The 22,375-nt window shown below is 46.6% G+C and carries 15 protein-coding genes and 2 pseudogenes; 11 read left to right on the forward strand and 6 right to left on the reverse strand.

Annotation, left to right across the window (positions count from 1 at the left end):
- Nucleotides 1-71 precede the first annotated feature (71 nt).
- The 4 genes from EP181_RS09315 to folE2 all read left to right on the forward strand — a co-directional run bounded on the left by EP181_RS09315 (nucleotide 72) and on the right by folE2 (nucleotide 4,996).
- Complete coding sequence (locus EP181_RS09315) at nucleotides 72-1,181, forward strand: YeeE/YedE family protein (protein ID WP_127471391.1); 1,110 nt, start codon at nucleotides 72-74, stop codon at nucleotides 1,179-1,181.
- A 137-nt stretch (nucleotides 1,182-1,318) separates the two neighbouring features.
- Complete coding sequence (locus EP181_RS09320) at nucleotides 1,319-2,671, forward strand: FAD-dependent oxidoreductase (protein ID WP_127471392.1); 1,353 nt, start codon at nucleotides 1,319-1,321, stop codon at nucleotides 2,669-2,671.
- Between the two features lie 26 nt (nucleotides 2,672-2,697).
- Entirely contained in the window at nucleotides 2,698-3,876 is a 1,179-nt protein-coding gene (locus EP181_RS09325; protein WP_127471393.1) for a CobW family GTP-binding protein, read from the forward strand.
- A gap of 169 nt (nucleotides 3,877-4,045) precedes the next feature.
- A complete protein-coding gene (gene folE2, locus EP181_RS09330) occupies nucleotides 4,046-4,996 on the forward strand; it encodes a GTP cyclohydrolase FolE2 (protein WP_127471394.1) in 951 nt (316 codons plus the stop codon).
- Between the two features lie 219 nt (nucleotides 4,997-5,215).
- On the opposite strand, the gene EP181_RS09335 is transcribed toward folE2, so the two are convergent.
- Together EP181_RS09335 and ppnN are read right to left on the reverse strand one after the other, a co-directional pair.
- Nucleotides 5,216-6,517 carry a DEAD/DEAH box helicase gene (locus tag EP181_RS09335; RefSeq protein ID WP_127471395.1) on the reverse strand — a complete coding sequence of 434 codons (1,302 nt, stop codon included), beginning with the start codon at nucleotides 6,515-6,517 and terminating at the stop codon, nucleotides 5,216-5,218.
- A 14-nt stretch (nucleotides 6,518-6,531) separates the two neighbouring features.
- The gene (gene ppnN, locus EP181_RS09340; protein WP_127471396.1) at nucleotides 6,532-7,905 is read right to left on the reverse strand and encodes a nucleotide 5'-monophosphate nucleosidase PpnN; all 1,374 of its coding nucleotides are present in this window, start codon (nucleotides 7,903-7,905) and stop codon (nucleotides 6,532-6,534) included.
- Nucleotides 7,906-7,954: 49 nt separating this feature from the next.
- Here ppnN and EP181_RS09345 point away from each other — a divergent pair, with 49 nt between their 5' ends.
- Both EP181_RS09345 and EP181_RS09350 read left to right on the forward strand, forming a co-directional pair.
- Entirely contained in the window at nucleotides 7,955-9,058 is a 1,104-nt protein-coding gene (locus EP181_RS09345) for an AI-2E family transporter (RefSeq protein WP_127471397.1), read from the forward strand.
- 62 nt (nucleotides 9,059-9,120) lie between these two features.
- Nucleotides 9,121-10,290, forward strand: coding sequence for an MBL fold metallo-hydrolase (locus EP181_RS09350; RefSeq protein ID WP_232023412.1), 1,170 nt, complete (start codon nucleotides 9,121-9,123; stop codon nucleotides 10,288-10,290).
- A 99-nt stretch (nucleotides 10,291-10,389) separates the two neighbouring features.
- On the opposite strand, the gene EP181_RS09355 is transcribed toward EP181_RS09350, so the two are convergent.
- The 4 genes from EP181_RS09355 to EP181_RS09370 all read right to left on the reverse strand — a co-directional run bounded on the left by EP181_RS09355 (nucleotide 10,390) and on the right by EP181_RS09370 (nucleotide 15,415).
- Complete coding sequence (locus EP181_RS09355) at nucleotides 10,390-11,181, reverse strand: EI24 domain-containing protein (protein ID WP_232023413.1); 792 nt, start codon at nucleotides 11,179-11,181, stop codon at nucleotides 10,390-10,392.
- Nucleotides 11,182-11,237: 56 nt separating this feature from the next.
- Complete coding sequence (locus EP181_RS09360) at nucleotides 11,238-12,647, reverse strand: NAD-dependent succinate-semialdehyde dehydrogenase (protein WP_232023414.1); 1,410 nt, start codon at nucleotides 12,645-12,647, stop codon at nucleotides 11,238-11,240.
- 84 nt (nucleotides 12,648-12,731) lie between these two features.
- Nucleotides 12,732-13,967 (reverse strand): EAL and HDOD domain-containing protein, encoded by a 1,236-nt coding sequence (locus tag EP181_RS09365; RefSeq protein WP_127471398.1) that lies wholly within the window; start codon nucleotides 13,965-13,967, stop codon nucleotides 12,732-12,734.
- A 98-nt stretch (nucleotides 13,968-14,065) separates the two neighbouring features.
- Nucleotides 14,066-15,415 carry a dihydroorotase gene (locus tag EP181_RS09370; RefSeq protein ID WP_127471898.1) on the reverse strand — a complete coding sequence of 450 codons (1,350 nt, stop codon included), beginning with the start codon at nucleotides 15,413-15,415 and terminating at the stop codon, nucleotides 14,066-14,068.
- Between the two features lie 383 nt (nucleotides 15,416-15,798).
- Here EP181_RS09370 and EP181_RS09375 point away from each other — a divergent pair, with 383 nt between their 5' ends.
- The 5 genes and pseudogenes from EP181_RS09375 to ppk1 all read left to right on the forward strand — a co-directional run bounded on the left by EP181_RS09375 (nucleotide 15,799) and on the right by ppk1 (nucleotide 22,299).
- A complete protein-coding gene (locus tag EP181_RS09375; RefSeq protein WP_172959737.1) occupies nucleotides 15,799-16,848 on the forward strand; it encodes an ABC transporter substrate-binding protein in 1,050 nt (349 codons plus the stop codon).
- A gap of 197 nt (nucleotides 16,849-17,045) precedes the next feature.
- Nucleotides 17,046-19,711: pseudogene (locus EP181_RS09380) on the forward strand (bifunctional diguanylate cyclase/phosphodiesterase).
- Nucleotides 19,698-20,027 (forward strand): membrane protein insertion efficiency factor YidD, encoded by a 330-nt coding sequence (gene yidD, locus EP181_RS09390; protein WP_127471402.1) that lies wholly within the window; start codon nucleotides 19,698-19,700, stop codon nucleotides 20,025-20,027. The pseudogene EP181_RS09380 and the gene yidD overlap by 14 nt, the downstream one beginning before the upstream one ends.
- A gap of 144 nt (nucleotides 20,028-20,171) precedes the next feature.
- Nucleotides 20,172-21,346, forward strand: a pseudogene (locus EP181_RS12805) (polyphosphate kinase).
- Nucleotides 21,271-22,299 (forward strand): polyphosphate kinase 1, encoded by a 1,029-nt coding sequence (gene ppk1, locus EP181_RS12810; protein WP_338064732.1) that lies wholly within the window; start codon nucleotides 21,271-21,273, stop codon nucleotides 22,297-22,299. The pseudogene EP181_RS12805 and the gene ppk1 overlap by 76 nt, the downstream one beginning before the upstream one ends.
- Nucleotides 22,300-22,375 lie beyond the last annotated feature (76 nt).

Below are 22,375 nucleotides of genomic sequence, written 5' to 3' on the forward strand. Positions count from 1 at the left end.
AAAATACATTATCCCTTTTTGCTTTATTCCATCTAAAATACCTAATTACTCTTTATAAAAGCGCTTTTACGATGACAGACGCATTTTACCCATTCTTGTTACTGTTAATAGGCGGATTATTGGGTGCCAGTTTAAATTATTTTCAATATGGCTTTAGCAGCAGTTTTAGAAATTTAATGGTACAACAGCGCACCGCAGGCGTTAGAGCCTTGCTGTGGATGCTGGCGCTGGCGGTACTGCTGTTTACCCCTATACTGGCTTGGCAACCCTTTGCGCCCTTTTTGCCTTTAGACCACTGGGGCGCACAAAGTCATCAAGGATTTATTAGACCGCTTAGCCTAGCGGTTCCGGTGGGCGCGTTTTTATTTGGCATTGGCATGCAAATTGGCTGTGGTTGCACATCGGGCACGCTTAATCGCGTGGGACAATTGCAACCGCTGTCGTTTATTACCTTGCTGTTTATTATAGTGGGTGGCACCTTAGCCGCGTTTAGCTTTACCCACTGGCAAAGTTGGCCAACCTTAAATGCGGTGGCGTTTCAAACCACATTTGGGGTATTACCAGGCCTGGTCATTCAACTGGCGCTGTTTTTTGGACTGTATAAAGGATTGTTGTGGCTTGAACACCAGCGCCATCACCACATTGAACCGCTTATAAGCACACCACTCAACGCGCATAAACGCCGACTGACACTTCACCCTTTTTTATTGGCTGGCCTAGCGCTCGCCTTATTAAACACGCTGTTGCTGCTGGTATTAGGCTCGCCGTGGGCGATCAGTGGCGCGTTTGTGTATTGGGGCACGGCATTAATAGAGTTGTTTAGCCTGCCCATTGACTGGCGCTATTGGGATTACACCCTAGAAAACGCCACTCGTTTGCAACAAGTTTGGTACCAAAACCCCGTAGTGCTTACCACCGTGGGATTAGTTTTGGGCGCGCTTGCGGTGACGCTGTTGCATCCAACACCGCGCGTTAAAGTGACCCGCTCGGGTTTTTTAGCCAGCGTAATGGGCGGCACCATTATGGGCGTGGGCGCGGTCATGGCGGCCGGTTGTAACATTGGCGCGCTGTTTAGCGGCATCGCCTCGGGCAGCTTACACGGCTGGCTGTGGCTGGTCTTTGCCCTGCTAGGCAACGGCGTAGGCGTTTACCTCAAGCAACGGTTTTTTAATAAACCTTAAACCTGTTTAACCACATTTTTCGCTTAAACAGACTTAACCAGGCCTGGTTAAGCCTAAATTTAGTTATACGCCACACAGAGCGCAAAAGTTTTATATAATTAGCGTTTACTAATGAACCCATGCTAAAGAGTCTAAAAATGAATAATCGAATGTTTGATGTGGTGATTGTCGGCGGTGGCATTTCCGGTAGCGCGCTTACCTATATTTTATCTAAATACACCGACGTCAAATCCATTGCCATTTTAGAAAAATACGGCTCGTTAGCACCGCTTAACTCTAATGCGCGCGCCAACAGTCAAACCCTGCATTGCGGCGACATTGAAACTAATTATTCGCTTGAAAAAGCCATTATTGTTAAGCGCCAAGCCAATATGTTGGTGAACTACGCCAAAACAGTCGATAAGAACGATTTTTTATACAAATACCCCAAAATGATTTTAGCGGTGGGCGACGACGAATGCGCGCGGTTAGAGCAACGTCACCACCAATTTGCCGAGGCGTTTCCGTACATGGAACTGTGGGACGCCGAGCGCATTGCCGAAGTAGAACCGGCGGTGGCGTACAAAAACGGCAAACTGCGCCCAGAAAAGATTTTGGCGTCGGGTTGCACGGACGAATACAGCGCGGTGAATTACGGCAATTTGTCTAGATCGTTTATACATCATGCCCGCGATAACGGCACCGAAATTCAGGTGTCGTTAAGCTCAGAGGTTAAAAAAATTCAACGGTTTGACGACCATTACGAACTCACCACCCCGCAAGGCACCTTTATGGCGCAGTTTATTGTGGTGTCGGCTGGCGCGCACAGTTTGTTGCTGGCCAATCAATTGGGGCACGGTTTAGACTTGTCTATTTTGCCTATGGCGGGGAGCTTTTATTACATTCCTAAAACCCTTAACGGCAAAGTGTACACTATGCAAAACGACAAATTGCCGTTTGCCGCTCTGCACGGTGACCCCGATTTGGTGGAGCTTAGCAAAACCCGTTTAGGCCCAACAGCCTTGGTATTGCCCAAGTTAGAGCGTTACACCGGCGGCACCTATTGGGATTTTTGGAAGAGCTTAAAGCTTGACCGCAAAGTGGTGCGGGTGTTTTGGGATTTAATGAAAGACCGCACCATTCGCAACTACATTTTTAGAAATTTTGCGTTTGAAATTCCGTGGTTGCGCACCCGCATGTTTGCCAAAGACGCGCAAAAAATCATTCCGGACTTAACCCCGGCCGACCTAGAATACGCCAACGGCATTGGCGGTTTGCGCCCACAGGTGATTGATAAAACCCACATGGTGCTTAAATTGGGTGAGGCGAGCATAAACCCCGAAAACGAAAATCTTATTTTTAACATGACCCCTTCGCCCGGTGCGACCACGTGTTTGGGCAACGCGTATCGTGACGCGCAAATAGTGGTCGAACGTTTAGGGTTAAACATCGACAAAGAGCGTTTGGTAAACGACTTGTTGGACGGTGAAGATTTGTTGTTTTTTAAATAACTTTCACGCACGCAACCACGTTATCCATGACCACGCCCCTGCCCATTCATCTGATTACCGGATTGTTGGGCAGTGGCAAAACCACCACGTTAAAACAGCTCATCGCCCAAAAACCCCAAAATGAACACTGGGGCATCATCATTAACGAGTTTGGCGAAATTGACATTGACGCCGCCTCGGTGAGCGCCGATACGACCAACGACAACAACCAAACGACCAGGCCTGGTCAATCGTCTATTCAAGTGCTTTCGGTAGCGGGCGGTTGCGTGTGTTGCAACGCCCAACTTGGCCTAACCCAAGCGTTGCACCAACTGTTACACCCCACAAACTCAACAAACCCAACCCAAAAAACCCCGCCACTGCACCGCATTTGGATAGAGCCTACCGGCTTAGGGCATCCGGCCAAAATCATTGACACGCTGACCCGCACCCCGTTTAGCCGCCCATTGGCCTTGCAAAAAATTCTGTGCGTCATCACGCCCGCCCAATTAACCCAAGCACGTTGGCAAAAATCAAATGTGATGCGCGACTTGGTTACCTTGGCCGACGTCATTTTATTCACCAAAACCGACTTAAGCACCCCAGAGGCCGTGCACGACGCACGCACATTACTCAGTAATTTATACCCACCCAAAACCGACGTTTGGGTAAATGAAGCAATCAGTCACTCAAGCAATCACTCAAACTTTAAACTCCCCTTGAGCGCCGTGCTGGGCATGCGCCGCGTTGCACCGTTTGCACTGTTATCGGGCGTGGTAAACCCCTCAAACCCCGCCAGCGCGATACGGCAAAACTCGCACCCGCAACATCAACAAGACGTAACCTACCAGGCCTGCTCAATCACCAGCACACTGCCAGGAGTGGTAACGTGCATTGCCCAATACGGCAATCGCCATGACGACCAAAATACTACTCAAACAACCACCTTAAAATCCATTGGCTGGGTCTTTACCCCAAAGACCCAATTTAGTCGGGTTGCCTTGCAAAGACTGTTTAGTCAAATTAGCCCCACACTCAGTCGCGCCAAAGGATTGCTCAAAACAGGATTAGAATGGCAACTGGTCAATTGGGCCGATAATCAACTCACGTTTAACGACATTGCCTGGCGCACCGACAGCCGTTTAGAGTTAATTTTTTCAGCCGACGTTGCCTTAGAAATCACGGCACTGGAAGCTCAACTGCTTGGCTGTATCTGCAAACAATAAGCGCACTCACGGCTGGACGCTCAAACTGCCCGCATAAAAACCTAGTAAAATAGTCAGGTATTAAGTTAACGTGACCTGGGTTTTTTTGGTAAAATCGCCAATCACTTAATCGCTGTTGTGTTTACATCGCGTTACACCGAGTAAAACAACCTTAGCCGAAGGAAATTGCATGACCAAGCACATGCCCGATATCGCGTGTCAACCGCACCAAAGCCCTCAGGGAAAACTTAACTGGGTTGGCATGAGCGGGATAGAACTCCCCATTTTAATTCAGCAAGGCCTTAACCCCGAAAACAGCGTACGCTTGTCTTCACAAACCCAAGCCTACGTTGACCTAAACGACCCTTTAAGCAAAGGCATTCACATGTCGCGCTTGTATTTGCTGCTCGACCAAATGGCCACGCAACAACCGTTAACCCCTTTGCGCGTTAAAGCCATTTTAGAGGCGTTTATTGACTCGCATCAAACCCTAAGCACTCAAGCGTTTGTGGAATTTAAATTTGATTATTACGAACGCCGTAACTCACTCAAAAGCGACAACAGCGGCTGGAAACACTACCCCAGCACACTGCGCGGTGAACTGCGTAACGGTCAGTTTGAATGCGAAGTCTCCATTGAAGTGCCTTACTCGTCTACGTGTCCTTGCTCGGCCGCGTTATCGCGCCAGTTAATTCAACAAGCGTTTGAAGCCCAATTTTCGGGCAAAGCACTCGACTACACTCAGGTAATGGATTGGCTCGGCACCCCCGAAGGCATTTGCGCCACTCCACACAGTCAACGGTCGTACGCACAAGTTAAGGTTAAATTAAACCAATTAGAGCATTTAGAACTCTCTAAACTCATTAACCAAATTGAAGACGCCGTACAAACCCCCGTGCAAGCGGCGGTAAAACGCGAAGACGAACAAGAGTTTGCACGCTTAAACGCCTCTAACCTGATGTTTTGCGAAGACGCCGGTCGCCGTTTACAAAGCCAGTTTGACCAGTGTCCTGAATACCAAGATTACTGGGTGCGCATCAATCACCTAGAAAGTCTGCATCCGCACGACGCCGTGGCCGTAATCACCAAAGGCGTTCCACAGGGCTACCGTGACGAACCTAACTTGATGGACAGAATGTAACCAGAACCCGCTGGTTACAACGGGTTTCAAGGGGCTTAAACTCCCACTTGCCAATCTAAACCTTCAAACTGAACCTTCAAAAACCAAAAAGCCGATTTAAGAAATTCTTAAATCGGCTTTTTGGGTTCCAACTACTGTAAAACCGATTTGACCAGGCCTGGTCAAGTGGGTTTTAAAAAGGTTTTAAAGTGTTTTTAAAGGCTTTAAAAGCGTTGGGGATTATTCGTCGTCCCAATCTTCTTCTATGATGGGTTGTTCTTGTCTTACTTTAGGTATGCGCTTTTTGGCGGCTTTTAGGTCAGCGGCTTTTTTGGCGGCGGCCATTCTTGGGGTGACTTTGACTTTTTTCTTCTTTTGCACTTTTTTGATGGTGTCGGTCATTTTAAAGTGCGGCTCAAGTCCGGCGATTTTTTCGACGGGCAATTTGAGCTTTAAATGGTATTCAATGCGCTCTAAATTCACTAGATCGTGGCGTTCTACTAAGTTGACCGCAATGCCCACTTGCTGAGCGCGTCCGGTGCGGCCGATGCGGTGAATGTAAATATCGCCTCTAAACGGAATATCATAGTTAATCACGTGAGTAATTTGCAACATGTCCAGTCCACGCGCCGCCACGTCCGAGGCCACAAGCACTTTGATTTTGCCGTTTTTAAATTTGTTCATTTTATCCATGCGCACCGCTTGAATAAAATCGCCGTGCAACACTTGTGCCGAGACATTGCGCGATTGCAACCAGTCGGTTAGCTCTACTGCGCGCTCTTTTTTGTTGCAAAATACAATGGCGCTTTGGCAAGTTGGGTCTTTTAAAATGTTTTCAAGCAGCGCTTGTTTGTGGGCTTTGTCGTCGGCTAAATACACCACTTGCTGAATTTGCTCAGACTTTTGATTGGGTGCGTCTACTTGCACCACAATAGGGTTGTCCAAAATCTCTTCGGCAAAGCGGGCTACACCGGTGCCCGCCAACGTGGCCGAAAACAGTCCCGCCTGAAAGTTTCCGGGCGTGGCTTCTAATAACGCCAACACATCGGGGCCTTGACCCATGTCCAGCATGCGGTCGGCCTCGTCGATGATGACGATTTCCAAATAGGTTAAATCGACCGCGTCTTCTTCAATCATTTTAAGCAAACGCCCAGGGGTGGCCACCAAAATGTCGCACGGCTCATTAAGCCGATTCATCTGTTCGCCTTGCTTAAACCCACCGGTAAGAATAACCGAAGGGAAATTGCAGTTGTGACCCAACTGCTTCACCACCTTGTGAATTTGAAACGCGAGTTCTCGCGTCGGTGCCAACATGAGCACGCGCGGATTGCTAGGGCGCTTGGGTTCGTCCAGTAAATATTGCAATACGGGCAACACAAACGCGGCGGTTTTGCCGGTGCCGGTGGCGGCACCCGCCAAAATATCTTGGCGTTCGAGCATCACCGGAATGGCTTGCGCTTGAATGGGCGTGGGTTTGTTGTACCCTTGTTTGTGAATGGCCGTTAACAGCGCGGGGTCTAGGTCAAAATCTTCAAATGTCATACAACTCTCTGGGCTTAATCGCGAATAATTTTATAGCAGGGATTATACGTGCTTGCATCGAGTTTCATGCGTTTTTGTTCAACAAAGCTCTGCAATAGCGTGTCCATTTCGGCCATTATTTTTGGGTCACCGTGCAGTTCAAACGGGCCGTGCAGGGCAATTTCGCGTAAGCCATCGGCTTTTACATTGCCGGCCACAATGCCCGAAAACGCTTTGCGCAATTGACTGGCCAACAAATGCACCGGTTGATTACGGTGCAAGTTAAGCGCGGCCATGCTCTGATGGGTGGGAATAAACGGCGTTTGCTGGTCAATGTCCACCAACAATCGCCAGTTGTAATAATATGCGTCACTGCTGGCTTTGCGATCTTGATGGATTTGCGCCATGCAAGCTTTCATGTGACTGGCCACATCACGCGGACGGTCTACCATAACCGTGAGCAAACGACTGGCCTCTTCGCCCAGCGTAATGTCTATAAAACGCATAATGCCTTCAAAGTACGTTTGGCTTTGGGCATTGCCCGTTAACACCACCGGAAACGGCAAGGCCTGGTTGGCCGGATGCAATAAAATACTCAGTAAATACAGCAACTCTTCCATGGTGCCCGCCCCACCCGGAAAAATCACAATGCCGTGACCCAAGCGCACAAAGGCCTCTAAGCGTTTTTCGATGTCGGGGAAAATACACAGTTCGTTGACAATGGCGTTGGGGGCTTCGGCGGCGATAATACCGGGTTCGGTAATGCCAATGTAACGCCCCACTTTATAACGCTGTTTGCCGTGGCCTAATACCGCGCCTTTCATCGGGCCTTTCATGGCGCCGGGGCCGCACCCAGTGCACACGTCTAAATTGCGTAAGCCCAGTTCGTACCCCAAATGTTTGCTGTATTTGTACTCTTCGAGCCCAATGGAGTGCCCGCCCCAACACACCACCACATTGGGCACGGTGTTGGCGCGCAATAATCCAGCGTTGCGGGCAATGTGAAAAATAGCGTTGGTAATGCCGTGGCTGTGGTTTAAATTAAATTGTGGATTGTCTAAAATTTCGTCGCGTGCGTATACCAAGTCGCGAATCACCGCAAACAGGTGCTCTTTAAGCCCCACAATCATTTGATTGTCTACAAATGCGTGGCGCGGCGGATTTTTAATAACTAACTGCACGCCGCGGCCTTTAACGGCCACCTTAATGTCAAAATCGTGATATTTTTGCAATAACGCCAAGCCGTTATCCTCTTTGGCGCCGGTGTTAAGCACCGCCAAAGCGCACTGGCGCAACAGGTCGTTTAAGCCGCTGGCCGACACATCACACAACTGTTCAGCCTCTTTATACGACAAAATTTGTAACGAACCTTCTGGGCGAATGATGACTTCTGAAATATCGGTATTCATATTAAGGTAAACTCCTTGCACAATTGCACACGTTAACGAGGGTCTAATTATGCTTGCAAATCGCTCCCATGAAGAGGGATTTTTAATTCTTTTACTGCTGGCGGCCGTCGCCGGATTAATTTGGCTGTTTTCGCCGTTTTTAGAGGCGCTGTTTTTTGCGATGATTTTGGCCACCGCCAGTTACAGTCTTTACCAAAAATTGTTGCCGCGCTTTAACGGCTCAACCACCTTAGCGGCCTCGGCCATGAGCACGTTGGTGTTTGTGGGCGTTATAGCACCCGTAACCTACTTGCTGATTGAAGCCAGCTTGCAAGTGGGTCATTTGTACAATAGTGCCCAGGCCTGGTTAAGCACGCAAAACCCCGAAAGTTTAGCCCAGCTTAACCAAACGTTGTTGGCGTATCTTCCACTGAGTGAATCGGCGCAAATCAACGCGCTTGAACAGCTTAAAGCCAACTCTGAAAAGATGATTGAGTTTGCCCAAAAAGCCACCATTTTCTTACTTGAAGGGGTGATTGGCAGCACGTCTTCGTTTATTACTTTTTTAGGGTTATCGGTGTTTGCGTTGTTCTTTTTTTACCGTGATGGCCATACTATCGCCAACCACATTAAAATTTTATCGCCGCTTGAAAACTACTACGATCAGATGATTATGACCCGTTTTACCAATCTTTCCTCGGTGCTGACCTTAAGCGTATTAGGCATCGCCCTTTTGCAAGGCGTGTCGTTTGCCATTGTGGCCTGGATTTTGGGTTTACCAGGCCTGTTCATTGGCATGGCCATTGCCGTAGCGTCGTTTATCCCCATTGTGGGCGCGGCGTTGGTGTGGGTACCCTTAACGGTGTACGCCGTGGTGCAAGGCGATTATGTTACCGCCGCCATCTTAACGTTTTGGGGCGTAGTGGTAACCGGGTTTATCATTGACAACATTATGCGCCCGATGATGATTAAAAAAATCACCCGCTTAATCGGCTCAAGTGCCGACAGCTTTGATGTCGCCAATCACACGCTGATTACCGTGCTGTCAACCTTTGCCGGATTAATTCATTTTGGCGTAATTGGCCTGTTTTTTGGCCCCGTTATTGCCGCCATGGCCATCACCATTTTTGACGTTTACGAGCATAAAAATTCTAATACCCTTGATAGAACTTAGTGATAATGAACGCCGGTTAAACATGCTACGATAAAGGTTCTTTCAACGAGGAGAGCCTTTAAATGAACCTTAAAATAAACCTTAAATTAAACATCCAAAGCCCATCTCATCGCCCGCACCGCGTCTTTAAAAAAACCGCTTTATCCTTAGCCTTACTCAGCGGTTTATTACTAAACAGTGTTAACGCCGTAGCCGCCAGTGCCAGCGAAGAAGACCCCTACATTAAAAGCTTTAAAACCTACGCCAATGAAGTCAATTCTAGCAGTGGCATTTTAAAAAAATCGGCCGAAGCCTACGCCGACGATGTCTTTAAAACCGAACGTTCGGTCGGTTATATTGGTAAAGAACTCGCCATTCCCAAAGCCATTAACGTCACCGATGACGTGTACACCGTGGTGGGCAGTATGATTTGGCACACCCCAGACAATTTTGGTTTAAACAACAACCTGAGTTTTATGATTTTTAAAGACGGCGTATTTGTGTTTAATGCCGGTGCAAACCCAGCCATCGCCTACTCATTGCACAAGCAAATTAAACGCGTTACCGATAAACCCGTTAAATGGGTTGCCGTTGAAAACAGCCAAGGCCACGCCTATTTAGGCGCCAGTTATTGGGTGGATGTTGGGGTTAAAAATCTGTATTCCAGCACGCTGGCCAACCAACAATTTCACGAAGGCTATGCCGAAATAAAAGAAGAATGGGCGTCACGCGTGGGTCGTGACATTACCAAAACCGCTCGCGATGTATCCGATAAATTTACCACCTACGACAACGAGCTGACCATTGACGTTGGCGGCGGCGAAACCGTGATATTAAAAGACTTTGGCCCAGGACACACCCCCGCGTCCACCAGCGTGTATGTGCCGTCTAAAAAGGTGATTTTAACTGGCGATTTGGGCTTTAACGAACGCATGCCGGTGTTTTTTGCCTACACCGACTCGTTTGCCTGGAAAGCCTCATACAAACGCATGCTCGATGAAATACCTGCCGACACTATTGTAGTGCCCGGCCACGGTACGCCCACTGACATGGCCACGGGCAAACGACAAATGTACGATTATTTAGACTATATGCACACCCAAATTCAAAAAATTGTCGACGCCAATGGCACTGAAGAACAAGCGTTATTGGTCGATCAATCTATGTACAAAGATCGCCCCGTATTTGACCAAGCCGCCCCCAACAACGCGCAACACATTTACCGCGAAATTACCGGCGGCAGTTTTAAATAAACACACTTTTACACTTAACCAGGCCTGGTTAAACCTCATCTGATCAGGCCTGGTCACTTTTTTTAGCGTCATGTCTTTTAACCACTGACCAATTACCTATTAATCACTTACTTTATTAACACACGCATCAACCAACGGTTGCGGTTGTTGTGATAGCGCATCAAAAAAATAATGCGCTAAGGCAATCACCGCCAACACGGGGGCAAACAGGCTGAACAACGGCATTAAACTTAGCCCAAAAAAGCCTGCCAGCGTTAAGGTTGGTGTCCAGTTGGTTAAGGGTTGCAGTTTTATAAACTGCTTTTTGGGCAAAATCACCTGCCCTACGTCTAATACCAGCGCGTATCTAAAAAACACAAACCCCAACAGTCCAAACCACACCACGTTAATCAACGGAATAAACAGCATGGGAATGGTGACCAAAAACAGCAGCAGCAGTAACAAACCAAATTTGAGCATTTTCCATAACATGCCCAGCATCGAGCCATGGCCATGATAAGCCGTGTGCGGATAATGTTTATCGTGCACCGCTTTAACTAAGCTGTCGGTCATAAAACCGGTGATAATCATCGCAAACAGCAAAATTAAATAACTGCCCAACAACAATCCCAGCACACCCGCAATCACCGCCACCACTATGCCAAGCGTCCACAACAGCACCCCGCCTACCAGCGGAATCGCGCCAATCGTTTGTTCAGCTTGGCTTGACCATGCATAAAACTCCGTAACCGCTGGGCTTTGAGTAAAGACATCACTTAATAAGAACACCCCAAAAAATCCGTAGCCCATTAACGACACCAAGACTATGGCGGCCAGTAACGGCACAAACAAACGCCATAAAATAGCCGGCTCTTTTAAGTCGGCTAGGGTTTTTAAAAACAGAGTCATCATGGAGTACACCTTGCTTAACGTAAACTTGCTTAATTAAAGACGACTTAACGCAGAGTTTACTTAATCCAAATGGCTTTAATGTTGGTAAACTCGCGAATACCGTGTTGCGCCAATTCACGACCGTAACCCGAATTTTTAACCCCACCAAAAGGCATGCGCGGATCTGAAAAACTGTAACTGTTAATAAACGTTGCGCCCGATTCCATGCCGCGCGCCATGGTTTCGGCGGTGGCCATATCACGGGTCCAAATCGAACCCGCCAAACCAAAGTCCACCGCATTGGCAATACCCAAGGCGTGTGCAGGTTCGGTGGCTTTAATAACAATGGCCACCGGGCCAAAAAACTCTTCGTTGTAGGCGGGCATATTACTGCTAACGTTGGTTAAAATGGTCGGCGCATAATAATACCCAGGGCGATCCAACTGATAACCGCCAGTGACAATCACCGCACCCAAATCAACCGATTCCATGACTTGCTCGTGCAGTTCGTCCAGTAAATCTTGCCGCGCCATAGGTGCCAAAGTGGTGGTTTTGTCCATAGGGTCGCCGGCCACAAAATGGTTTTCGATGGCGGTTTTAAATTGCTCAATAAAGCCTTCACAAAGCGTTTGATCGACAATAAAACGTTTGGCGGCAATGCAACTTTGCCCCATGTTTTGAAAGCGTCCGGTCATCGCGGCTTTAATGGCCGCGTTTATGTCGGCGTCGTCCAGCACAATAAACGCGTCTGACCCGCCCAATTCCAACACCACTTTTTTAAGCTCCGAACCGGCAATGCTCGCCACCGTGCGCCCAGCATGTTCACTGCCGGTTAACGCCACGCCTTTTACAAACGGGTGACGAATAACGCTTTCAACCTGCTCTGAGGTAATCATCAAACTGGTAAAAATGTAGTCTGGAAAACCGGCTTTTCTAAAGACTTCTTCTAAAGCCAAGGCGCATTGTGGCACATTAGAAGCGTGCTTTAATACCGCTGTATTGCCGGCAATAAGCGCGGGCACGGCAAATCGAAACACTTGCCAAAATGGGTAGTTCCACGGCATAACCCCTAAAATAACGCCCAATGGCAAATAGGCGACGTAACTTTTTTTGGCGTGGGTTTCAACCGGCTCGTCGGCTAAAAAGCCCGGGCCGTTTTCAGCGTAAAACTCGCACAACATGGCGCATTTTTCAATTTCGGCGCTGGCCTCAACAAAGGTTTTACCCATTTCTAGGGTAATAAGCTCGGCCAGTAAATCGCTGTCGTCGCGCAGCACATCGGCCACGCGTTTTATCATGGTGCAACGATCTTCAATGGGCGTGAGCTTAGACCAGTCGCTAAACATATAGCCGGCTTGAGTAATCACGTCGTCTAAAATTTCAGAATCCCAGGTTTCAAATTCGCCCAAAAGAGTGTCGTTTGCGGGATTGATGGATTGCATGACCATATTAGGATGACCTTTTAAATAAAAAATAACTGTGCACAATTAAAGGACACCTCTATAACCCCAGATTGATTCTGAGGTTAATAGAAGTGCCTAAATTATTGGCAAAAAATGAAGGGGTAAACTTTAACCCGAAACAACTTGATGAGCCCAAACATTGGCTGACATAAAACGACTGCTTAAATCGCTAATTGTAAGTGCATTGTAAGTGAGCTGTTCTATGGGATGGTTGGCAAGTTCAAGGGCTTCAAGCACATTAATAGCCTCACCCATTGCACCTTTTTTGGTTAATAACGACTCACGCAGCACTTCACCCAATGGCAATTGCTGTAAAACAGTTTGCATGGGCACTTTAAAAAACCCGTCTAAATTAGAAAACAAACCCACTAAAAAATAGCTGTCTTTGTCGCGTGATAAGCCTGTCGATTCGGCCAACAACTCGCAAAATTTAGCGCGTGCTAACGAGCTAATCAACAACTCGGCTGGCACACCTTCCATGCCCGACAGCATAAGCATATTAACCCAAAACTTTAACCGTTTAAGCCCCATGTATTTTAACCCATCGGCCACGGTGTGGACTTGCACCGGTATTTGGGTGGCCGGATGATTAATGGCCACTAACAATTTATGACTCAAGCCAACATCGTGCTTAATAATATTGGACAGTTCAACAAAATCGGTATTAGGATCGTTAACCTTGGCCAACAATTGCAGCAAAGTAAGTTGATTGCCTGAGAGCACATGGTTTTCACGCATAATGGGTTTGGTAAAAAAATAGCCTTGAAAATAATCAAAGCCTAGTTTTTTAAAAAACTCAAACCGCTCTTCAGTTTCGACCTTTTCGGCAATGACCTTTACGCCGCGAGCGTGCAGGGTATCCAACATGGTTTTAAGTTGCAACTCGCTTTGCAATTCACTGTTAATTTTTGCAAATTCGCTGATACTGGCCAGTTTAATGCTCGTTGCTTCGCCATTAAAATCGCTTAACGCCACAGCATGACCTTGGGCTTTTAGCGTTTTTAAATTTTTAAGCACCTCAATGTCTTTACTGACCGTATTGGGAATTTGCAACACCATTTGATGGGCGTGCGACTCGCCAAAACACGCCAAATGTTCGGGCGTTAGCAGCTCTTTAGGCACGTTTAAAAACGCCGTTTGCGTTGGCGATCCGGCCATCAAGGCAAAGCCCATTTGCGCGTACGCCTGCTGCATTAAGTCGGCAATTTCCTGAGTAGATTGTGCACTGGGTACATCGCCACTGTAAAAACACAACTCGTAGGCAAAGACTTGCATGTGGCGATCTAAAATGGGTTGCCGACCCATAAATACGGCAGGCGTTGTCGCCAAAGAAGCATTAGACATAAAGCAATCCTTTAAGATTTTTAAGACCTTTAAAGCCTAAAAGAGACCTTTGCACACGTGCAAAGATCTCTAAAAATATAACGTATTGATACACGAGATTAACGATTAAACAACATTCTTTGCCCTGGCGTAAAATCGGCAAACTGCCCTTGGTGATATTTTAATTGACCTGACACAATGGTGCTTACCACCGTTGATTTAAAGGTATGACCTTCCCAGGGTGACCACTGACACTTATACAAGTTATGCGCTTTATCGTCCACATGCGGCTTATTCATGTCCACCAGCACTAAATCGGCCCAATACCCTTCACGAATAAACCCACGGTCTTCAATTTGATAGCGAATAGCCACGTTGTGCGCCATTTTTTGCACAATGGTTTCTATGTCAAATACACCGTCGTGCACCATATCAAGCAATGCCACTACGGCCTGCTGAACCTGCGGCAAACCGGCGGGGGCACTAAAGTAAGTATTGGCTTTTTCAGCCTGAGTGTGGGGTGCGTGATCCGTTGCAATAATGTCAATACGGCCTTCGCGAACTGCTTGGCGAATGGCGTCTCTATCCGACTGTTTTTTAATGGCTGGATTGCACTTAATTAAATGCCCAGAAGTGGCGTAATCTTCTTCGCTAAACCACAAATGATGCACACAGGCTTCAGCGGTAATTTTTTTGCCTTCGACCGGGCCTGGCTCAAACAACGCCAACTCTTCGGCCGTGGTAATGTGTAACACATGCAAATTAGCCCCGGTTTCTTTGGCCAATTCAATCGCCATGGACGATGATTTGTAACAAGCCTCTCTGCAACGAATATTGGGATGCTCAAACGCAGGAATGTCGTCACCGTATTGTTGACGATAAACAGCCTCTTGCGCTTGAATCATGGGCGTGTCTTCGCAATGCGTGGCGATTAACGTGGGGCTGTGGGTAAATATGTCGCGCAAAGCTTGCTCGCGGTCAACCAACATATTGCCGGTTGACGCACCCATAAACACCTTTACCCCACACACGTTGCGTGGATTAACTTGTTTTAGCTCTTCAACATTGTCGTTGGTGGCACCAAAATAAAACGAATAGTTTATCCACGATTTTTGCGCGCCAATTTGGTATTTGGCCTCTAAATTCTCAATTGTGGTGGTGGTTGGCTTCACATTGGGCATGTCCATAAAAGCGGTAATACCCCCAACCAAAGCCGCTTTAGACTCGGTAGAAATATCGCCTTTTTGAGTAAGCCCTGGGTCTCTAAAGTGTACTTGATCGTCAATCATGCCCGGAATTAAAAATAAGCCCGTCGCATCAATAATTTGATCATCGTCACCGGCTTCAAATTCAATGTGTTGAGCAATTTTTACAATACGGCCATCTTGCACCAATACATCGGCCACCCAAGTTTTATGTTCGTTAACCAACGTAGCATTTGAAATAAACAGTCTATTAGTTTGTGCCATGTTCACAGTAACGTCCTTTTAGTTTACTAAGAGACCTTTGCATTCACTCGTGCAAAGGTCTCTAAATTTATAAATTTATATTGATATGATGAAACCTTTGCGCAAAAGTCTCATAATGTATACTTATAAAACCTTTAAACGTTACTAAACACATATAAACGCTAATGGTTGGTTAAATTAATGCGTGTTATTCTATCCTGAAATACGGTTATTTTTTTAAGCCAATATGCTTTGTAACACACAATTTTGTCAATAAGACCGTTGCAACCGTCTTTTATTAGCCTTGCAGTTAAACGCTAAACAACCATCGTGACCAGGTAATTACAGTGCGAAAAACAAGGTTAACACATTTTATATCAGTTTTTTTTATGACTAGACGGATAATGCATACCACTCATTTTATTAGCTTACCGGTCAGCTCGCTGCAGACCTGGCGAGTTTTAAGCCTTTTACTGCTTACAGTGTTTAGCGTGCTAAGCTCAAAATCGGCGTTAGCCAACTCCAATAACAATACCAATTCTTCTCAAGCAGTGTGCGTACACATCGCCTCTTACAAGATCGGTTATGAGTGGCAAGATGGCATTGATGCGGCACTTTCGCAACACCTTAACCAGGCCTGCCAACTTAAAACATTTTACATGAACACCCAAAACACCTTAAGCACTGAAAGCCTCACACAACGTGGCGAACAAGCCAAAGATTTTATTGAACGCGAACAACCTAATGTGGTCATTGTATCGGACGACGACGCGGTTAAATACGTTTTACAACCGTATTTTCGCGACCATAGAATTCCGTTTGTATTTTGTGGACTTAATAACGGTGGTGCAGTGTATGACCTGCCCTACAGCAATGCAACTGGCATGGTGGAATACTCGCCAGTAGGCCAGCTGCTTAAACTCTTATTTAGCATTAACCCAGCTAAAACTCACGTAGCTTATTTAAATACCCTGGGCACCACGGCTGAAAAAGACGCCTTAACGTTTCATAGAGTTATGAAAAGAATGGGTACGCCCTACACAATTTACACTGTGGCTAACCAAGAAGAATGGCGAGCCATGTATCTAAAAATTCACAACGACCCACACGTGGATTTGGTGTTTTTAGGCAATACCGTGGCGTTTAAAAATTGGAACCACGCAGACAATTTAGCGTTTACCCTCGTTAACAGCCAAAAACTTAGCTTTGCCGAGCACAATTGGATGATGCCTTATGTAAGTTTAGGTATTTTAAAATCGCCCTACGAACAGGGCGCTTGGGCGGCACAAACGGCCAAAGCCATTTTAAATGGCATGCCTGTAGAGCGTTTACCTGTGGTGCCCAACCGTAATTTTCAACTGTGGTCCAATCTTAAGCAATTAAACGCCATTAAACAGACGTTACCCGACTCATTATTGTCACAAGCCATTTTATACAGCGAACCAGCGCGATGACCCCCGTTAAAACTAACCCCCTTAACAAACGTGCCAAACATGGCTTTTTAGCAAGCCTGCAAGGCCAAATGTCTTTAAAAACCAGTCTGTTACTAACTTTGGCCGCTCTGCTGTTTGTCAGCCTAGCGGTGATTGCTCAAATTAATCAACAATTTCGTGCCGCTGAAACGGTGTTTGAAGACAACATTACTCGGCTCATGCAACAACAACTCACTGAAGCTAAGCGTGCTGAAACCTTGCTTAATGCATTGTCACAGTTTTACGCCTCAGACCTTATTAAATCGGATACTGCTTACGAGCAATTTTCACAAGGTTTGGTTGACAAAATAGACCACATAGAAGCCATTGGTTTGGCGCAGCTTATCCAAAAAGAACACGCTTATATCTTTGAAAACCAACAAAAAAACTTAGGTTATGAAGACTTTACCATTGAAAACAAAAACTTATTTTTACAAGAAACGGCCAATACCACTGACCAACACTTAGCCATTCACCTGATTGCCCCGCTCTCACCAGAACACTCTATTTATTTAGGACAAGATTTGCTCAGCTTGCCTAATATTGCGTTAAAACTAGATCAGGCCATTAAAAACAATCAATTTTTTGCAGAAACAACGCAATTAACTGTTCGTCGTAACCCTAACTCTTTAGAGCATGAAATATTTTCTTTGTTTTTAAAACCCGTCTATTTAAGCAACCCTAAAAGCCTGGGTACTGAAGAACGGCAACGCCAAATTAAAGGCGTCGCGTTTATGGCGACACCAACCGAAAAAATACTGCTAGATATGGTAGAGACCCTTTTTGCAGACAAAAAAATACGCATCATCGTATCCTTTCAATCAGGCACGCTTGAGGTGAGTAAAACCCTCATAAACAGCTTGCCAGATACCCTCTATGAACTGCCCTGGCTTAAACAAACCTTTAGCAGCAAATTTGCTTTAAACTTATCCAGCCCCAACACCGTGCTGCATATTACTCATCATTGGCCATTAAGCGAGCTTAAGGCCTGGCCTGTTATATTCAGTGCTCTATTAGCACTGCTTTTTTACACCGCATTAATGCTCTTGTTACTGCTGGGAATACGCTACACCAAAACACTGCAACAAGCGCAAAACCGCCTAACCCAAATTATTCGCACCTCTCAGGACGCGGTGATTGTCACCAATCGTCAAGGCTACATTCAAGAATGGAACCCCGAAGCCACTCGCCTTTTTGGCTATTTACAAGAGCATGCTTTGGGACAATGCATTGTCTGTCTTATTTTTGAAAACCCCGACAATCTTCAGCCATCCGACCGCCAAAACGAAGCCCTTTTAATTGACATTTTTTCAAACAACATAAACTTACAACGCCAGCAAGGCAAAACCAATCGCACCGAAGTTACCTTGCGCACCCAAAACGGCGAACGCCTTACGGCCGAAGTAGCAACGGCCATTTTAAGCGTACAAAATGACTTAGAGATAAGCTTGTTTATAAAAGATATAACCTATCAGCGTCGTACCGAAGCCGCAATTAAACAACTGGCCTATTACGACCCACTCACTCAGCTTGAAAATCGCACCCATTTCAAGCAGCAAATAGAACACCTGATTCACCAAAAAAACATCAGTCATTTTGCACTGTTCTTTTTAGACCTAGACGGTTTTAAACAAGTCAACGACACTCTAGGGCACAGCGTAGGCGACGAGCTTTTAAAGGTTATTGCTAAACGCATCACCCATACCTTGCGTGATGCCGCCCACGCCACCCATATTTGTCGCTTTGGTGGTGATGAATTTGTGCTGATGCTCGGCGGCGTCTCAGAACACGATGTGGCGCAAATATCGTTACGTTTGCTTTCGCAAATTGAACGTTTGGTTAAAGTAAACGAAGACGAGTTGCATGTATCTGCCAGCATTGGCATTGCCTTGTACCCCCAGCACGGTCACAATGTTGATACGTTATTGCGGCACGCCGACACCGCCATGTATCAGTCTAAAGCCGCTGGCAAAAACACCTTTTCGGTTTACAACGACGTTATGGAACAAGACCTTTCCAAGCGTACTCAGGTCGAAAAACACCTGCGTAATGCCATTCGCAATAAAGAGTTCTCGTTGGTATACCAACCGCAAATAGAGCTTAAAACCGGTCTCATTGTTGGCGTTGAAGCCTTAATTAGGTGGAACAACCCCATTTTAGGCAATGTGCCACCCGATGAGTTTATTTCGATTGCCGAAGAGAGCAATCAAATTATTGCCATTGGCGACTGGGTAGCACAAACCTGCATTAACCAATTAAACGCTTGGAAAAACAGCCCTTTTGATTATTTGCACATTGCCCTTAACGTCAGTGGCGTGCAATTTGAACACCCGCACTTTTAGACACCATTAGAGTGATGATGACACAGGCCAACATTAGCCACCACCTTCTTGAAATTGAGCTAACCGAACGCACCATCATGGGCAACGTGACCGAAAACATTTCGCGCTTTAACAACATTCGAGCCGAAGGCTTTGGTTTGTCGGTAGACGACTTTGGCACCGGCTATTCGTCATTAAGTTATTTAAAAAAGTTTCCCTTAAGCATTTTAAAAATAGATAAAAGCTTTGTAGACGGCTTACCCAACGATGAGGAAGACGCGAGCATTGCCACAGCCATTATTAATTTGGCACACAGTTTAAACATGCAAGTCGTCGCCGAAGGCGTAGAAACCTTTGCGCAACTCACTTTTTTAAGCGCCCTTAACTGCAACAAAGCCCAAGGCTATTTTATTAGCCGCCCGTTGCCGATTGAACAACTTGAAACCTGGTTGCAAATCCACCGCCAAGGTTTTTTTGCCCAAGAAAATTTTTATATAAAGAACCAACCACATGAAACCCTTTAACTCAAACAACCCCATTATTTGGTTGCTTATTGGCACAGTGCGTGGTTATCAACTGTTTATTAGCCCACTGCTAGGACCACGCTGTCGGTTTTACCCGAGCTGCTCACACTACGCCATTGACGCGCTAAAACAACACGGCGTGTTTTGTGGCAGTTGGCTGGCGTTAAAGCGCATTGGCCGTTGTCATCCGGCCAATCCAGGAGGCATTGATTTTGTTCCTCAGTGCGGCTGTCAATCGCACGCCAAATGCCAAGAACTCACGCACGACCAACCAGAACCTGACACCCAAGCCAACGACGTAGCCAAACCTAATTAATTGGTCTTTGACCAGGCCTGGTTAAACGTCAAAATGCATCTAAAAAGCGCATTTAATACAGCTGTCATGTTTTATGGCGCTTAACGCGATAGAATAACAAGATTACCTATTAAACCTCCTTTAACCGCTTGTTAGGATTTATTCATGCTTGTTCACGAACCGACGTTATCTTCTACCCAAATTCAACCCGCCGAACGTTATATAAACCGCGAACGCAGTTTATTAGAGTTTAATCGTCGCGTACTCGCTCAAGCCCTAAACCCTGATGTTCCGCTGCTTGAACGCTTAAAGTTTTTATGCATTTCCAGCACCAACATGGACGAATTTTTTGAAGTGCGCCTTGCCAGCTTATACGAGCTGGCCAAAGACCCTAGCGCGGTCACGCAACCCGACGGCCATTCGCCCATCGAAGCCATTAAATGTCTGTCTAAGGCCGCCCATCAAATTGTTGAGGAGCAATACCACACCCTAAACAACGTACTAACCCCAGAACTGCAAAAAGAAAACATTCGTTTTTTACGTCGCAACCACTGGAACCAAGAGCAGCGCGATTGGATTAAGCATTATTTTATCGAAGCACTTCAACCCGTATTAAGCGCCGTAGGATTAGACCCCTCGCATCCGTTTCCGCGCGTACTCAACAAAACGCTTAATTTTATTGTTTCGCTCGAAGGCAAAGACGCGTTTGGACGCTCTAACGGCTTGGCCATTGTTCCGGTACCACGCTCATTACCGCGCCTTATTAAACTGCCCAGTGAAGCGACCTCTGGTGAAAACGACTTTGTGTTTTATCGTCCATTTTGCACGCCAATGTGTCCTTATTGTTTCCAGGCATGACCGTTACAGGTTGTTACCAATTTAGAGTTACCCGCAACACCAATCTGTTTATTGACGAAGAAGAAGTAGACGATATTATGAGCGCCCTGCAAGGCGAGCTGTCAACTCGTCAATACGGCGACGCCATTCGTATCGAAGTGGCCGACAACTGCCCGCGTCACATTGTGGATTACTTATTAGAGCGTTTTAAACTGGATGAAACCGCACTGTACCAAGTAAACGGCCCGGTTAACTTGCACCGTTTAGACGCCGTGCCAGGCAAAGTAAATCGCCCCGACCTACTTTACCCACCGTTTAGCCCCAAAGTATTCGAAGCTAAGCGCCCCCAAAAAAATGCCTTTCGCTTTTTAATCGCCAAAAAGAGCCGGCTAATATTTTTGAGCAACTGCAAAAACGCGATATTTTATTGCATCACCCGTACGATGCCTTTGCTCCGGTTATCGACTTTTTGCAGCAAGCCGCCAACGACCCCGACGTGCTAGCCATTCGCATGACGCTGTACCGTACCGGTCAAGACTCGCTTATTATTAAAGCCTTAGAGCGTGCCGCCAAAAATGGCAAAGAAGTCACCGCCGTGATTGAACTGCGCGCACGCTTTGACGAAGACACCAACATTATTCAAGCCACCCGTTTGCAAGATGCGGGCGCACACGTGGTGTACGGCGTGGTGGGTTACAAAACCCACGCTAAAATGATTTTGGTGGTGCGTCGTGAAGGCGACAAATTACGCCATTACGCCCACATGGGCACCGGCAATTACCACCACATTACCACCCGTTTTTACACCGATTTTGGCCTAATGACCGCTAATCCGGCGATTGGGCGCGACGTGTCTAAAATTTTTCAGCAACTTACCAGCTTGGGCGACACCAAGCACATGGAAGTGTTGTTGCAATCGCCTTTTACTCTGCACAGCGGCATGTTAGAGCGCATTGCGCGTGAAGCCGCCAGTGCACGCCAAGGCAAACCCGCCCGCATCATTGCCAAAATGAACGGCCTTGAAGAGCGCACCATTATTGATGCGCTGTACGACGCATCGAGCGCGGGCGTTAAAATTGATTTAATTGTTCGCGGCATTTGCAGTTTGCGCGCCGGCGTACCAGGCCTGTCCGAAAATATTACGGTTACTTCTATTATTGGCCGATTTTTAGAGCATCACCGTATCTACTATTTTGAAAACCAAGGCCAACCCGAACTGTTTTGCGCCAGCGCCGATTGGATGCGACGTAATTTATTGGCGCGGGTTGAAACCTGCTTTCCCATTTTAGACCCCAAATGCTTTCAGCAGGTGTACACCGAAGGCTTGGCCATGTACTTAGAAGACAATGTGGGTGCGTGGCAGTTGCAACCCAATGACGAATACACGCGTAAACAAAACGACCAACCCCTGTTTAGCGCCCAACAAACCCTTATCGAAAAATACACTCGAGCCTAAACTTTTTAAAAACACGGCCTTTACACTCACTTCCTTGTAAAGGTCGGTCAATGTATGTTAAAGCTCGTTAAAGACC

The organism is Thiomicrorhabdus aquaedulcis, assembly GCF_004001325.1.
Lineage (GTDB): Bacteria > Pseudomonadota > Gammaproteobacteria > Thiomicrospirales > Thiomicrospiraceae > Thiomicrorhabdus > Thiomicrorhabdus aquaedulcis.